This window comes from Nocardiopsis alba DSM 43377 (assembly GCF_000341225.1).
GTDB classification, from domain to species: Bacteria; Actinomycetota; Actinomycetes; order Streptosporangiales; family Streptosporangiaceae; genus Nocardiopsis; species Nocardiopsis alba.
Genome location: NZ_ANAC01000015.1, coordinates 31,920 through 47,063, shown reverse-complemented (window position 1 = coordinate 47,063; position 15,144 = coordinate 31,920). Strand labels below are relative to the sequence as shown.

The 15,144-nt window shown below is 70.9% G+C and carries 12 protein-coding genes; 9 read left to right on the top strand and 3 right to left on the bottom strand.

Going from position 1 to position 15,144, the window contains the following annotated elements:
- Positions 1–175: 175 nt before the first annotated feature.
- Positions 176–751 carry a PH domain-containing protein gene (locus D451_RS0117160; protein ID WP_017535355.1) on the top strand — a complete coding sequence of 192 codons (576 nt, stop codon included), beginning with the start codon at positions 176–178 and terminating at the stop codon, positions 749–751.
- On the top strand, positions 751–2,589 hold the full coding sequence (locus tag D451_RS0117155; RefSeq protein ID WP_017535354.1) for a PH domain-containing protein: 1,839 nt from the start codon (positions 751–753) through the stop codon (positions 2,587–2,589). Before D451_RS0117160 ends, D451_RS0117155 begins: the two co-directional genes overlap by 1 nt.
- A 74-nt stretch (positions 2,590–2,663) precedes the next feature.
- Here D451_RS0117155 and sepH read toward each other — a convergent pair whose 3' ends face one another.
- On the bottom strand, positions 2,664–4,031 hold the full coding sequence (gene sepH / locus D451_RS0117150) for a septation protein SepH (protein ID WP_017535353.1): 1,368 nt from the start codon (positions 4,029–4,031) through the stop codon (positions 2,664–2,666).
- Between the two features lie 567 nt (positions 4,032–4,598).
- Between sepH and D451_RS0117145 the strand changes: the two genes are divergently transcribed.
- Positions 4,599–5,606, top strand: coding sequence for an ICP22 family protein (locus tag D451_RS0117145; protein WP_017535352.1), 1,008 nt, complete (start codon positions 4,599–4,601; stop codon positions 5,604–5,606).
- Positions 5,607–5,630: 24 nt separating this feature from the next.
- On the opposite strand, the gene D451_RS0117140 is transcribed toward D451_RS0117145, so the two are convergent.
- Positions 5,631–6,929, bottom strand: a complete 1,299-nt coding sequence (locus D451_RS0117140) for a D-arabinono-1,4-lactone oxidase (protein ID WP_017535351.1) — start codon at positions 6,927–6,929, stop codon at positions 5,631–5,633.
- A 131-nt stretch (positions 6,930–7,060) separates the two neighbouring features.
- Between D451_RS0117140 and D451_RS0117135 the strand changes: the two genes are divergently transcribed.
- The 3 genes from D451_RS0117135 (at position 7,061) to D451_RS0117125 (ending at position 11,303) form a co-directional block, all read left to right on the top strand.
- The gene (locus tag D451_RS0117135; protein WP_036568295.1) at positions 7,061–8,092 is read left to right on the top strand and encodes a ferrochelatase; all 1,032 of its coding nucleotides are present in this window, start codon (positions 7,061–7,063) and stop codon (positions 8,090–8,092) included.
- 202 nt (positions 8,093–8,294) lie between these two features.
- Positions 8,295–10,337 (top strand): S9 family peptidase, encoded by a 2,043-nt coding sequence (locus tag D451_RS0117130; RefSeq protein WP_017535349.1) that lies wholly within the window; start codon positions 8,295–8,297, stop codon positions 10,335–10,337.
- Between the two features lie 153 nt (positions 10,338–10,490).
- Positions 10,491–11,303: an inositol monophosphatase family protein gene (locus D451_RS0117125; protein WP_014909421.1), complete on the top strand. Its 813-nt coding sequence runs from the start codon at positions 10,491–10,493 to the stop codon at positions 11,301–11,303.
- A gap of 153 nt (positions 11,304–11,456) precedes the next feature.
- Here D451_RS0117125 and D451_RS28300 read toward each other — a convergent pair whose 3' ends face one another.
- On the bottom strand, positions 11,457–11,621 hold the full coding sequence (locus D451_RS28300) for a hypothetical protein (protein ID WP_014912018.1): 165 nt from the start codon (positions 11,619–11,621) through the stop codon (positions 11,457–11,459).
- 652 nt (positions 11,622–12,273) lie between these two features.
- Between D451_RS28300 and D451_RS0117115 the strand changes: the two genes are divergently transcribed.
- From D451_RS0117115 to D451_RS0117105, 3 genes are all read left to right on the top strand, one after another.
- On the top strand, positions 12,274–12,927 hold the full coding sequence (locus tag D451_RS0117115) for a response regulator transcription factor (RefSeq protein WP_014909606.1): 654 nt from the start codon (positions 12,274–12,276) through the stop codon (positions 12,925–12,927).
- Positions 12,924–14,183, top strand: coding sequence for a sensor histidine kinase (locus D451_RS0117110; RefSeq protein WP_026125139.1), 1,260 nt, complete (start codon positions 12,924–12,926; stop codon positions 14,181–14,183). The genes D451_RS0117115 and D451_RS0117110 overlap by 4 nt, the downstream gene beginning before the upstream one ends.
- Positions 14,184–14,703: 520 nt before the next feature.
- Positions 14,704–15,000: a DUF4193 domain-containing protein gene (locus tag D451_RS0117105; RefSeq protein WP_013153901.1), complete on the top strand. Its 297-nt coding sequence runs from the start codon at positions 14,704–14,706 to the stop codon at positions 14,998–15,000.
- Positions 15,001–15,144 lie beyond the last annotated feature (144 nt).

Below are 15,144 nucleotides of genomic sequence, written 5' to 3'. Positions count from 1 at the left end.
CTGCGCCCAGTCTGGGCGGCCGCGCTGACAGACCGCTGATACGCGTACACGTCGCCCTCGTTCCGAGATGTCAGCGATGACCGATGGGCCGTCTTCTCGGAGGAACGCGTGGGCCGGACGAGGCCTTCCCCGCCGGGCCGGGCGTCCGCCCGTCCCTTCTAGACTCGGTGGGGTGATGAACACCCCTCCCCATGACGCCGTGCCTCCGCCGGAAGGTCCCTTCGAACCGACGACGGGTGCGGCCCGTCTGCGCCCTCCCCTGCGCAGGGTGAGCGGCCGCTCGATCGGGGTGTGGACGGTGCGGTCGATCCTCGGCGGCCTGATCAACCTGGTCCTGCTCAGCGTCCTGGCCTGGGCGGCGGGGGTCCTGCCCTGGTCCTGGATCCCCGAATGGGCGCGGGAGAACGCCTGGATGCTCCCGACCGTCTACTTCGTGTACGCCCTGCTCAGGACCGCGATCGTGCCCTCATGGCGATATCGGGTGCACCGGTGGGAGGTCACCGAGGACGTCGTCTACACCCGCTCGGGCTGGATCGCCCGCCACTGGCAGCTCGTCCCGGTGAACCGTCTTCAGACGGTGGACCACACCCAGGGTTGGCTGGAGCGGATCTTCGGTGTGGCCACGTTGGAGGTCCAGACGGCCTCCTACGCCGGTTCGTCGACCATCGAGGGGCTGGACGCGGAGGAGGCGCGCGTGCTCAGCGAGGAGTTGGCCGCGCGCGCGGGCACGCTTCGGGACGACGCGACCTGATGGAACGAGAGAACGGAATCGGACCCCGCGAGCCCTCGGACCGCGAAGAGCCCGTCGACCCCGGAGAGCCCGCCGACCCCGGAGAGGGCGGCGGCTGGGTCGCGCCGGGCGGCACCGCCGCCGGTCCCCGACCGGAGGACGGGCCGCCGCGGTGGCCCTCCGCCGGGGAACCGGAGCCCGCCTCGGGGTCGCCGGAGAACGGGGCCGAGGACGACACCGGGGCGCCTCGGTCCGGATCGCCGGTCACCGAGAGCGCTTCCGAGGCCCCGCGCGACTGGTGGGGGACCGGAGGGGGCGCCCCCGTGTTCGGAGCGGAGAACGCTCGACGGCTCAGCCCGCGCAGCCTGGTCGTGGGCCCGATCAACCAGCTCAGGAGCCTGCTGGTGCCCATCGCCGCCGGGCTGATCGTCGGCGGGTTCAACCCGTGGGTGCTCACGGCCACCGGCGTGGCGGTGGTCGGGCTGCTGGTGGGCGGGTTCGTCACCTGGCGGACCTTCCGCTACGAGATCGGCGAGGAACGCCTGGAGATCCGCAGCGGCCTGATCCGGCGTTCCACGCGCACCATCCCGCTGGAGCGGATCCGGGGCGTGGACGTCACCAGCACCCTGTTGCACCGGATGCTCGGTGTGGCCGTGGTCCGCATCGAGGCGGCGGCCGGTTCCCCCGGCGGTGGTGAGGAGGGCAAGCTCGACGCGGTGAGCGTGGCCGAGGCCGAACGTCTGCGCCGGGTCCTGTTGCACCGCAAGGCCGTGCTCCTGGAACGGCATCGGGAGGAGACGGAGCCGGTCGCGGGTGAGGAGGGGAGCGCCCTCGAGCCGGCCCCGGCCCCCGAGACCGTTCCCGAACCCGAGGACACCGGGACGACCTATTTCCGGATGCCTTGGAGCTGGTACCTGTACGGGGCGTTGGCCCTGGGGTACCTGCTCACCCCGTTCGCGGTCCTGGCGACCCTGTTCGGCATGGCCCAGCAGGCGGTCGGCGACAGGGCGGCGGACTTCCTCGTGGACTGGGTGACGACCAGCGACCGAGGGTTCCTCCTGGTGTTCGCGGTGGTGTTCGCGTGCGCCCTGATTCTGCTGATGCCGGTGTTCGCGGTGGTCTCCTACTCCCTCACCCACTGGGGCTTCTCGCTCCGCGGGCGGGACGGGTCGCTGATCGCCGAACGCGGACTGTTCACCCGACGCAGCGTGACGTTGGAGCGAAGGCGCGTCCGCGGCTACGAACTATTGGACAACCCCCTCGAACGCACACGACGGGCGGTGAGTCTGCGCGCCATCGTCACCGGGCTGGGGGACACCGCCAATCGAGCGGTCCTGTTGCCGATCGGCCCCAGGCCCAGGGTGGAGGAGGTCGTGGATCGGGCCCTGGGCCTGTTCCGCGGTCGGCTGACACCCCACCCTCGGGCGGCCCTGTACCGACGGCTGACCCGCGCGGTCCTGCCGTTCGCCGCGGTGGCGGTGGCCGCGATCGCCCTGGAGCCGGTGTGGCCGTCGGTGGTCGCCGGCGTGCTGGCCCTGCTCGGAGTGCCTCTGGGGGTGGACCGGTATCGCTCGTTGGGCCACGGTTACGACGGTGAGCTGGTGAGCGTGCGCTCGGGCTCGTTGCGGCGGACCCAGGCCACGGTGGAGCGGTCGGCGGTGATCGGCTGGAGCTGGACCCAGTCGCCGTTCCAACGTCGCTCCGGACTGGTCGACCTCGAGCTGGCGGTGGGCGCGGGGGAGAGCGGCTACACGGCCCAGGACGCCGCCCAGGAGGAGTCGGTGGACTTCGCCGCGCGGATCACCCCCGAGATGGTGCGCCCCTTCCTGGTACGCGAGGACGGAGAGCCGCCCCGCTGAGCCGAGGGCGAGGACGGAAGCGAGGGGGCGGCCACCGATCGGTGGCCGCCCCCTCGCGTACGGGGTCGTGGACCCTACTCGTTCTTCTTCGAACCGAACATGATCTCGTCCCAGGAGGGGACCGAGGCGCGGCGGCCCCGTCCCTTGCGCCTGGCCGCGCCGGCGGCCCCGCCGGAGGTACCGTCGGCGGCGGCCGGGACGGGCGGAGCGGCCGGTTGTTGCTGCTCGGCGGCCCGACGCGGTGTGCCCTGGTCGTCGAGGTCGATGGTGGCCCGACGGCGCCGGGGCCGCTGGGGCTCGGGCGCCGGAGCACGCGGTGGGGCGGGCTCGGGTTCGGGCTCGACGACGGCGCGGGCCGCCGGACGTTCCGGCGCCGCTGGAGGCGGGTCGGGACGGTGGCGGGGCGCGGGACGCTCGAACGGGTCCTCGAACCCGCTCACGGGACGAGGGGCGGGCTCCGGGGCGGTCTGGGGCTCCTGCCAGGGCTCGGGGTGAGGGCGACGCTCCACCGGCGGCGCGGGGCGCCTCCGGACGGGCTCGGAGGAGACGTTCCCGGGCAGTGGGGCCGCGGGCGGGGTCTCCTGTGGGGACGGACCGCGGTCGGGGGCGCGCTCGGGACGACGCTCGGCCGGTCGACGGGTCTCCTCGCGGGCGGGGACCCCCGGCTGCTCGCCTCTGGGCATCGCCGAACGTAGGGGATCGTCCAACGGCGTGTCCTGCGCGGACGACAGGCGACGCGGGGCGACGTGTTCGTTGCGTCGCTCGGCGGTGGACTGTGCGTCCAGGCGGGGCAGGTCGGTGGGCGCCTCGGAGCGGCGGGGGGCGAACGGTGTGACGTTGGCCCCGGGCTCGGGCGAGACGACCGGAGGCTCGGGCGAGGAGAACCGGGCGGCCTCCTCGTCGGCGGGGGTGACACTCCGGTGTCTGGGCTCGTAGAGCCAGTGCGCGACACGTTCCTCGCCACCGTGGAGGAAGACGAGCTTGAGCTGCCAGGTACGGTCCTCCCGCTTCCAGGAGTCCCACACGGCGTCGCCGGTCTCCAGTTGGTGGGCGCCGATCCTCTTGGTGACGATCTCCTCCAGGGAGGGACCGGGGGTGGCGTCGCCCGGCGTGCGCACGGTGGCGCGCTGGGCCTGCTGGGCGATGTACTCGCGTTCTTGAAGGACGGGTCCCTCGAACCAGCGCACCCGTTCGATCGGTATCCCGGAGATCTCGGAGATGGCCTCCGCGGTCTCGCCGGACCGGATGCGGGCCTGGATTTCCTTGGGGCGCAACGGATTCTCCACTTCGATCTCGTACTGGCCGAGCCGGGAGAACTGGCCGCGTACGGCGGCACGGAGACGGTCGTCGACGGGCAGCGTGAAACGGGTCCCACGGCCGGGGCTGGCCAGCACCAGATAGGTGCCGTCCTCGCTCACGGCCACGAGGCGAAGCTCGTGCATCGCTCTCCCTTTCGCCTCCCGTCGAGGGTTGGTAATGACCGTCCCTCGCGTTCTCCAAGTCTGGTCGGCCGACAACTGTTCGGCCAGTACCGCGCCCGGCATGTCCGAACTGTGCCCGCCTCCCGGTCCGTGGTGGACACCACGGTGGGAGCCACCCCGGGGGTCCGGGGCCCTCGCGGTCGCTTCCGTTGCCAATCTTGACACGCTGAACCTTGCGCGACCGGGAGCGATCGTGGGGGAATGTCGCCGATCCCGCGCGAAGGCTCCGCGGTGATGGTATCCCGCGCACCCCGAATCGCCCCAGGGGTGGGAGAACCCTCGGATCTCGCGTTCGATGCGGACATGACGACCCTTGTCGTAGGCAAATCGACACGCCGAGGGATGCCATAAAGTGACACCTCCTCATTGATGGCGTTATCACCGACTGGTTCCAACTAGGGTGATATGTCCACATGTGGGTGAGTTGCGAAGTTTGGGGCTTGCGTGGATGTATGCCCCATCACACGCCCATCCCATGACCATGTGTCCTGCCGCGCCCCCGCGCGGCCTACGGAGGGGAACGAGACCATGGCTCGACCCGAGCACGGGCCGGAGACCGGTGCCGAGGGGGAGGATCGGAGAGGGAGCGACGAGGAGGCCGGGGAGGGAAGGCGGCGCAGAGGCATCGAGTTGAGCGTGGCCCAGGTCGCCGGCGCGGGCGTGGCCACGCTCACCGCGGCCACCGCCGCCTCCTACCTGAACGTCTACGGAACCGTCATCGGCACCGCCGTGATGGCCGTGCTCAGCACCAGCGTCACCCCGGTGGTCCAGCACTGGATCACCCGGAGCGGCGAACAGGCCAAGGAGTTCGCGGAGAAGAGCCGACACCACGGCGCCCGGACGCTCGTCGAACGGCCGGAACCGGCCATGGACGTGGACGGACCGGCCCCGGAGGACCCCGAGGCCACCCGGACCATGGCGCTGCCCTCCCTGAGCGGCCTGGACGACCCGACCTCGCGCATGGACGCGGTCGGGGCCGGGGACGACGAGGGGGACTTCTCCGACCTCGGGGAGAGCGATGAGAAGGAACGCCCCAAGCGTGGACTTCGCGCGATCCTCATCCCCGCCGGTGTGGTGTTCGTCCTGGTCATGCTGGTGATCCTCGCCTTCGAGCTGTTCACCGGGCGCTCGTTGACGGCCTGGACCCAAGGACAGACCGAGCACACCTCGCCCTCGATCCTGGGCGGGCACTCCGCCCCAGCGGTCGAGGACGACGAGGACGAGGGCACCGAGGCCCCCGTCGACGACGGCCCGGGGAAGGAGGAGGGCTCGCGGGAACAGGGGACGGGACAGGCCCCGCCGACCGAGACCACTTCGGAGCAGGGCACGGGGACCGAGGGCACCGAGGCCCCCGACACCGACCCCGGCGGTCGGGAGCCCGGGACCCCGGAGGTGCCCACCGACCCGGTGGAACCCCCGGGCGGCGGGGAACCGACGGAACCCCGGGAACCGGTGGAGCCCGGGACGGGGAACGGGAACGGTGGCGGCGGGACCGGGGAGGTCGCCCCGTTCGACGAGACCCTCCCGACGGGCTGAGCCCCCGACCGCGCGTGGGTCGGGTCAGCCGAACACCCGGTCCAGATAGGCGTTGCCGAAACGGCGGTGCGGGTCCACCCGCTCCCGCACCGCCAGCGCGTCCCCGAGTCGCGGGTAGACGCCCTCCAGGTAGGAGCGATCGCGCGTGTGCAGTTTGCCCCAGTGCGGTCGTCCGCCCACGGAGGTGAGGACGGCCTCGAGGTCGGCGAAGTAGGACTCGTGGGGGGTCCCCTTGTACATGTGCACCGCGACGTAGGCGGTCTCACGGCCGTAGGCGGTCGATGTCCACACGTCGTCCGCGGGGGCGAAACGCACCTCGACGGGGAAGCTCACGCGGTGGTCGCCGCGGTCCACGATCGAGCGGACCTCACGCAGGACGTCCACCGTGTGCTCGACGGGGATCGCGTACTCCATCTCCACGAAGCGCACGTCCCGCACCGAGGCGAACACCTTGTGGGAGACGTCCGTGTAGGAGCGCGCGGACAGGGCGCGGGAGCTGATCTGGTTCACCGTCGGGATCATCGACGGGAAACGGCGGCATACGCGGTTGATCCCCTCGAAGAGCCGGTTGGACAGGAAGTCGTCGTCCAGCCAGGCCTTGAACGGGGACAGCGGGCGGGCGGGGCCCTCCGCGATGTTGTTGCGCTTGGTGTTGGTGTTCCCGGTGTGGGGGAACCAGAAGAACTCGAAGTGGTCGTTGCCCGCGCGCAGCTCGGGCAGCCGTTCCAGCACCTCGTCGAAGGGCATGGGCTCCTCCCTGGCGTGCAGCAGGAAGGCCGGGCGCACCGCGAAGGTCAACGCCGTCACGACGCCGAAGGCGCCCAATCCCACCCGGGCGGCGTGGAACAGGTCGGGCTCGTGGTCGGCCGAGCACTCCACCACCGATCCGTCGGCCAGGACCATCTCCATGCCCACCACCTGGGAGGCCAGACCGCCGGCGTCGCGCCCGGTCCCGTGGGTGCCCGTCTGTACCGCCCCGGAGACCGTCTGCACGGCGATGTCGCCCATGTTGGCCAGGGCCCTGCCGTGCCCGGCCAGGACGTCGTTGAAGTCGCACAGGGGGGTTCCCGCCGCGACGGTGGCCGTGCCGGCCTCGGGATCGAGGGAGCGCAGGCCGGTCAGGGCGGTGGGGGACAGGAGCAGGCCGTCGGTGATCGCCACGTCGGTGAAGGAGTGACCGGTGCCGACCATGCGTACGCGCAGGTCCTCCTCGGCCGCGGAGAGCACGGCGGCGGCGACCGCGTCGGTGTCGTCGGGGGTGGCCGTCCGTCGGGGGCTGGCCCGATGGGTGTCGGCCCATGTGTGCCACAACACATCAGTCATGCGGTGACATTACCGGTCGGTCACTTGTGTGACCAGAGTCGGAATGGTCCTGGTCACGTCTCGCGTGGAGTCGCGCCCCGGAACACGGGGGTGGGGCCGGGAGGTCCGGCGGAGCTGGTTTCATGGGGTGCATGAGGCCTTACGACGCGTTTTTGCTGATTTCCTTCGGTGGACCGGAGGGCGAGGACGAGGTCATCCCGTTCCTGGAGAACGTCACCCGCGGGCGCAACATCCCCCGCGAGCGGTTGGCGGAGGTCGGTGAGCACTACTTCCTCTTCGGAGGGGTGAGCCCGATCAACCAGCAGTGCCGGGACCTGCTCGCCGCCGTCACCGCCGACTTCGAGACCGAGGGTGTGGACCTGCCCGTCTACTGGGGCAACCGGTTCTGGGCTCCGATGCTCACCGACACCCTCGCCCGCATGAAGGAGGACGGGGTCCGCCGCATCCTGGCGATGCCCACCTCCGCCTACTGCAACTGGTCCAGCCGCACCGCCTACCACGAGGACATCGACCGGGCTCTGGCCGAGCTCGGCGACGACGCCCCCGAGGTCGAGCTGATCCGCCCCTTCTACGACCACCCGGGGTTCGTCGACCCCCTGGTCGGGCACACCCGGAAGGCGCTGGACGCCCTTCCCGCCGAGCAGAGGGAGGGCGCGCACCTGCTCTTCTCGGCCCACTCCATCCCCACGGCGATGGCCGAGGCCAGCGGCGGCTCCTGCCACGACCACGGCCCCGAGGGCGCCTACGGCGCGCAGCTCAACGAGGTGGCCCGTCTGGTCGCCGCCCGCCTGGACCGCGAATACCCGTTCGAGGTCGTCTACCAGAGCCGGAGCGGCCCGCCCAGCCAGCCCTGGCTGGAGCCCGACGTCAACGACCGCATGGAGGAACTGGCGGCCGAGGGCGTCCCCGCCGTCGTGGTGATCCCGCACGGCTTCGTCTCCGACCACATGGAGGTCAAGTTCGACCTCGACGTGGAGGCCCGGGAGACCGCGGACAAGCTCGGCATCGGCTACGAGCGCGCGCTCAGCCCCGGAACCCACCCCGCGTTCGTCTCGATGGTCACCGCTCTGGTGCGCGAGTACACCGAGGGGACCGAACCGGCCCGCCTGGGCGACCTGCCCCGTTGCTCCGACGGCGAGGAGAAGTGCTGCCGGCAGCGCTGACCCCGCTCCGGGCGGGCCGGTCCTCCGGCCCGCCCCGGGTCTCACGCGGGCGCTCCGAAGAGGATCGGATCCTCTCGCCGGAAAAGACGCCGAGGTCAACAGTGTTGATCCCCTCTGAGGTGGGGAAAAGGTGGTGACCGGCGTCACCGACGGCCGATAGGGTCGGTTCCGACCACAAGTCGTCGGTTCAGGAGTGTCTGTCTTGGTTCGTTCTTGGTATGAGCTGTCGGAGTACGTCCAACTGCGGCGTGTCAACGGGCTGAGCCTGTCCCCGGACGGCACCCGCCTCGTCGCCCCGGTCAGCGACCTGGCCCCCGACGGCAGATCCTTCCGCAACGCCCTGTGGGAGATCGACGCCCGTCCCGAGACCGAGGGCGGCACCGCTCCCCGCAGGCTGACCCGCTCCACCAAGGGCGAGGCCGGAGCGGGCTTCCTGCCCGACGGCTCGCTGCTCTTCGTCAGCGGCCGGCCCGACCCCGAGGCGGAGTCCTCCGACGAGTCCGGCACCGCTCTGTGGCTGCTGCCCGTCGACGGCGGCGAGGCCCGCCAGATCGCCTCCACCCATGGTGGCGTCGGCGCCTTCACCGTCGCCCGCGAGTCCGGCCTGGTGGCCTTCACCGGCCGGGTCCTGCCCCGTTCGGAGGACCAGGAGGAGGACGCCGAGGCCCGCAAGGCCCGCAAGGAGGCCGGGGTCACCGCGATCCTGCACGAGGCCCTGCCCGTGCGCTCCTGGGACAGCGACGTGGGCCCGGACCACCCCCGCCTGTTCGTGGCCGAACCGCCCCGAGACGAGGACTCCCGTCTCGGCGACCCCCGCGACCTGACGCCCGACGCCGGTCTGTCCCTTCTGGGCGCCTCTCCCGCCCTCACCCCGGACGGCTCCACCCTGATCACCTCCTGGTCGGTCCCCGCCGGCGGCGGCAGTACCCGCGACGAGGTCGTCGCCATCGACACCGCCACCGGTGAACGGCGCACCATCGCGGGCGGTCCCGACGAGGAGTTGGAGTTCGGCGGCCCCCTGGTCTCCCCGGACGGCACCCGGGTACTGCTCCACGCGGGCTCCGAGGGCTCCTACGACGGTGAACCCCGCGACCACACCCTGTGGCTCACCGACCTCGCCACCGGGGCCGGCCGCGACCTGCTGGCCGACCACGAGCTCTGGCCGCGCGACTACGCCTGGTCGGCCGACTCCTCGACGGTCTTCCTCGTCGCCGACCAGAACGGTCGCCGCCCCGTCTTCCGCGTCGACGTCGCCACCGGTGAACTCACCCGGGTCACCGGCGACCACGGCGCCTACAGCGGGCTGGCGCCCTCGCCCGACGGCCGGTACGTCTACGCCCTGCGCGACGCCTGGGACGCCCCGCCCGCCCCGGTGCGCCTGGACGCCGACGCCGTGGACGGCGAGCCCACCCCGCTGCGCACTCCCGGCTCCGAGCTGAGCATGCCGGGCACCCTCACCGAGATCGAGACCACCGCCGACGACGGCACCCGGATCCGTTCCTGGCTGGTGCTGCCCGAGGAGGCCTCAGAGGAGTCGCCGGCCCCGCTCATGCTCTGGGTCCACGGCGGCCCGTACATGAGCTTCAACGGGTGGACCTGGCGCTGGAACCCGTGGCTGCTGGCCGCGCGCGGCTACGCCGTCCTGCTCCCCGACCCGGCCCTGTCCACCGGCTACGGCCAGGACATGCTGCGTCGCGCCTGGGGCAAGTGGGGTCCGCGCACGCACGCCGACGTCATGGCCATCACCGACGCGGCCGTGGCGCGCCCCGACATCGACGCCGAGCGCACCGCCATGATGGGCGGCTCCTTCGGCGGCTACATGGCCAACTGGATCGCCGGGCACACCGACCGGTTCAAGGCGATCGTCTCCCACGCCTCCCTGTGGCAGCTGGACGGGTTCAGCGGCACCACCGACTACCCGCCGGTCTGGGAGCGGGAGTTCGGCACCCCGCTGGCGCAGCCCGAGCGCTACCGTCTCAACTCCCCGCACCTGAGCGCCGACCGGATCCGGACGCCCATGCTCGTCATCCACGGGGACAAGGACTACCGGGTGCCGATCGGCGAGGGGCTGCGGTTGTGGCGCGACCTCCTCCTGCACGAGGTCGACGCCAAGTTCCTCTACTTCCCGGACGAGAACCACTGGATCCTGACCCCGGGCAACGCGAAGATCTGGTACGAGACGATCTTCGCCTTCCTGGACCACCACGTCCACGGCAAGGAGTGGGTCAAGCCCGAACTCCTCTGATCGACCGCGCGGCCACGGGCCCCGATACCGGGTGTGTCGGGGCCCGTCCCGTGTCCGAGGTCCGCCCGTGGCCGGGCGGGGCCCGGGTCATAGGGTGCGGGAAGAGCCGCCCGGGCACGACCGTCCGGGCGTCCACGAGCGGAGAGGACAGCAGTGACCACCATCCAGTCCACCCACGACCGGGAGAAACTGCGAGATCTGGCGGTCGAGGTGGCGGCCGAGGCCGGGGCGTTCGCGGCCAAGGGGCAGGAGGGCATCACCGTCCTGGACACCAAGTCCAGCCCCACCGACGTCGTCACGGAGATGGATCGGGCCACCGAACGACTCATCCGCGATCGCCTGCTCGCGGCCCGTCCCGACGACGCGGTCCTGGGCGAGGAGGACGGCGGGGTCGAGGGCACCAGCGGGGTGCGTTGGGTGGTCGACCCCATCGACGGCACCGTCAACTACCTGTACGGAAGCCCCGACTGGGGAGTGGCGATCGCCGCGGAGATCGATGGCGTGGTCGTGGCCTCCGCGGTCTGTCTGCCATCCCATCACCGGATGTTCGAGGCGGTCCTGGGCGGGGGAGCGCGCCTGGAGGGGCGGACCCTGCGCGCGCCCGACACGGTGCCGCTGGACCGGGCCCTGGTCGCCACCGGGTTCGGGTACTTCCCCGAGCGTCGACTCCAGCAGGCCAAGGTGTTGACCGGGGTGATCGAGCACATCCGCGACATTCGGCGGGGCGGATCGGCCGCCGTCGACATCACCGGTCTGGCCACGGGTCGTTACAACGCCTACTACGAGCGGGGGCTCCACCTGTGGGACTGGGCCGCCCCGGGCCTGGTCGCCTCCGAGGCCGGTCTGCGGGTGGGCGGGGCGCGTGGCGGCCCGCCCTCGAACGACCTGGTCATCGTGGCCCGTCCCGGCCTCTACGAGGAGCTGGACGGTCTGGTGACGCCTCTGGGGGCCGACACCGACGGCTGACCCGTAGGCCTCCCGACACGACGAACCCCGGGCACGTGCGCCGTGCCCGGGGTCGAACCGGGGGAAGGGTGGGCGGGGTCCGGAGAGGGCCCGCCCCTGTGCGCGTCGCCGTCGTGGCCGGCCCCGAGGAGGGGAGACGACGACGCCGGAGCCCTAGGAGCGGGCGTCGATACCGTTGCGGTCGGCGATGCGGTACAGATCCTCGAGCTCCGACGCGTGCGTCTCGGCAAGGAAGTCGTCCCCGGCGGCCTTCGCCGTCTGGAGCGACCGGTAGGTCTCGTTGATACGGACCTTGATCTCCGCCATGAACTCGCCCATTGCACCTCTTTCAGGGGTCGGCGCCGGGGCATGTCGATGCCTCGGTGCACATCGTTGTGCGCACGCCTGCGCGTGGCACGGAAAGAAGACGTCACGACTTTGTGACACGAACGCTCGTCGCGGTCCGGAGTCGGAATCCGGTGTCCACGCGTGCCTTCTACCTCTACCGCACTGTGACGCGCGTCAAACCTCGGGTCCCCCGTGTGATCCCTTCGTGACCGGAGTGGAGCACGGACCCCTCGCGCGGGCCGAGGCCACGGGTGAACGCGGCGCTCCGCGAAGGGAGGTGAAGCGTGGGGCAAGAGTGTCCCACGACACATTTTCCCTGAGGCTCCTGTGCTTACTTGTTTCTTATTCTTGATGTGTCAGATTTGAGATGTGCGGGGTTGAGTCGTCGCCGACGGTTGGGGGATTCGTCGGCGTCGGCCACCCCGCACACAACAGGGGTCGTGAGACTCCCGGCCCAGCGCCCGTCTCGTACGGGGGCGAGGACGCGAATGAAGGCCTTCGGGTTTACCGTGTCCTTACCCCGACCGTGGGAGAACGGATGACGCGGCCGGGACCAAGAACGCCGCTGCCGGTGTGTTGGGGGATGCGCCGGCAGCGGCCCCCTTTTTTTGTTCTATGTGCCGAACCCCCCAGAAGGACAACGTTGCGCGTACTCGTGGTCGAAGACGAACGGGTCCTGGCCGACACGGTCGCGGTCGGACTGCGGCGGGAGTCCATGGCGGTGGACGTGGTCTACGACGGTGACACCGCCCTGGAGTACACGGCGGTCAACGAGTACGACGTCGTCGTACTCGACCGCGACCTGCCCGGTACCCACGGCGACGACGTCGCCCGCTCCCTGGTCGAGGAGAGCTACAACGGCCGCATCCTGATGCTCACCGCCTCCGACGGTGTCCAGGACAAGGTCGAGGGGCTCACCCTGGGCGCCGACGACTACCTCGCCAAACCCTTCGCCTTCCCCGAACTGGTCGCCCGTGTGCACGCCCTCGGGCGTCGTTCCGCGCCGCCCCTGCCACCGGTCCTGGAACGTCACGGCATCACTCTGGACCCGGCCAACCACCAGGTGTACCGGGACGGGAACGAGATCTCGCTGACGCCCAAGGAGTTCGCGGTCCTCCAGGTGCTCATGCGCGCCCAGGGCACCGTGGTCAGCGCCGAGGGCCTTCTGGAGAAGGCCTGGGACGAGAACGCCGACCCGTTCACCAACGTCGTACGGGTCACCGTCATGACCCTGCGCAAGAAACTCGGCGGCCCCCAGGTCATCCAGACGATCCCCGGCGCGGGGTATCGGCTGTGAGACCGGGCGAGCGTCCGGAACCGGGGCAGGTGGAGGCCACCCGCCCCGGTGACACGGGGACCTGGCGGAGCCTGAACTCCGTGGCCCCCGGTGGTCAGACGACCGAGCGCTCCGCCGCCCACGCCACGGTCCACCGCTTCACCGACAACCTCAGCCTGCGCGCCCGCCTCACGCTCATCTACGGGATGCTCTTCTTCGCGGCGGGCTCCCTGCTGGTCCTGGTCAACTACCTGGTCGTCGCGGTCCTGCTCAACGCCCTCCTCGCCGAGGAGAGCCTGGCCGAGCTGATCGAGCACAGCCACCACATCGAGCAGGTCCTCACCCACGTCACCCGCTTCTCGCTCCTGGCGCTGTTCCTGGTGGGGCTGCTGGCGGTGGCCCTGGGCTACGCGGTCGCCGGGCGGGCCCTGTCCCCCCTGCAGAAGATCACCCGCATCGCCCGTCGCCTCTCCGAACGCTCCCTGCACGAGCGCATCGCCCTGTCCGGGCCCGACGACGAGATCCGCGAACTCGCCGACACCTTCGACGGCATGCTGGAACGCCTGGACCGCGCCTTCGACGGACAACGTCGTTTCGTCGCCAACGCCTCCCACGAGCTGCGCACGCCCCTGGCGATCAACCGCACCCTGCTCGAGGTGGCCCTGAGCGCGCCCGACGTGTCGGCCGACCTCAAGACGGTCGGCCAGACCCTCCTGGAGACCAACGCCCGCCACGAACGCCTCATCGAGGGGCTCCTCTTCCTCGCCAAGAGCGACCGCGAGCTGGAGGTCAAGGCCCGCGTCGACCTGGGCGAGGTCACCGAGACCGTGCTCAGCCAGCTCTCCGGCGACCTCGACCGCTCCGGTCTGTCGATCCGGCGCGACCTGCGCCCGGCGACGGTCGTCGGAGACCCGGTCCTGCTGGAACGCCTGGTCGCCAATCTGGTGGAGAACGCCCTCAAGTACAACGTCGACGACGGTGAGATCACCGTGCGCAGCGGTATGTACGAGGGCATGCCGGCGGTCCAGGTGGAGAATTCGGGCAAGGTGATCCCCGCCTACGAGATCGAAGGGCTCTTCGAGCCGTTCCGGCGGGGTTCCGCCGACCGTGTGGGCTCCGGGCGCAGCGCCGGTCTGGGCCTGTCGATCGTGCGCTCGGTGGTCCGCGCGCACGAGGGCGTGGTCACCGCCTGGCCCCGTGCCGGCGGCGGTCTGGTCATCACCGTCTGTCTGCCGCCCGCGCCCGGACCGGGCGGCGAGGGGAACGAGCGTCGCTGACCTCCGTCCTTCCCCCGCCCCCACGTCCGCCGACGCCCTTTCCACGACCCGTTCGCACCCCGAAGGGTCTCCAAGCTGCGTCCGACTCCGCTTCGTGGTATTTATACGTGTCCGAAGACACGCCCACCCCTGTCACGGGGCTCGACTCGGGGTGGGTATGCTTCCCCGGGCGTGGACACGGAGGGAATCCCTCCTGACGTGGGCATGTCTTGGTTTTCGCTTATATCCGGGGGAGTGTTCACACCGATCCGGCATATGGGCGCGAACGCGTTTTTCAGGTCTAGGAGACGCCCGACGTTGGGTAGTACACGAAGGAACGACGCGTGAGGGGCCACGGAACCTTGGCCGCCTTCGGTCACATTCCCAGGAAAGTGCTACCGACCAGCGAACAGTGACCCGGGAGGGGGCACCGTTCGCGAACATCGGGATAACTCATCGGCCGAATCGGGCACAACGAAGGTCTCTCAAGCGTTACACCCGCGCGACGAGGCACTAAACGAGGGGGATGGAGTTAGCAGAGATGGCCACCGACTACGACAGCCCGCGCAAGACTGACGAGGACATCAACGAGGACAGCCTCCAGGAACTGCAGGCGCGGCGTGTGGACAAGGGCACCGGCACCATCGACGTCGACCCCGACGAGGTGGCCGAGGGCATGGAACTGCCCGGTGCCGACCTGTCCGGCGAGGAGCTCGCGGTCCGTGTGCTTCCCCGCCAGGCCGACGAGTTCACCTGTTCGCGCTGCTTCCTGGTGCACCACCGCAGTCAGCTCGCGGAGCAGCGCGCCGGACAGCTCGTCTGCAAGGAATGCGCCTGATACGGGCGGATACGGGATCCCCGACCCCCGACGGTCCCAGGACGGTCACGGGGTCAGGGACGGGGGCCGGTGCGGCCTCGAACATCATCGACCGGTGGGCGGCGAGACCCGGCGTGTCCTCCTACCGGGCACGCCGAGTCCGAA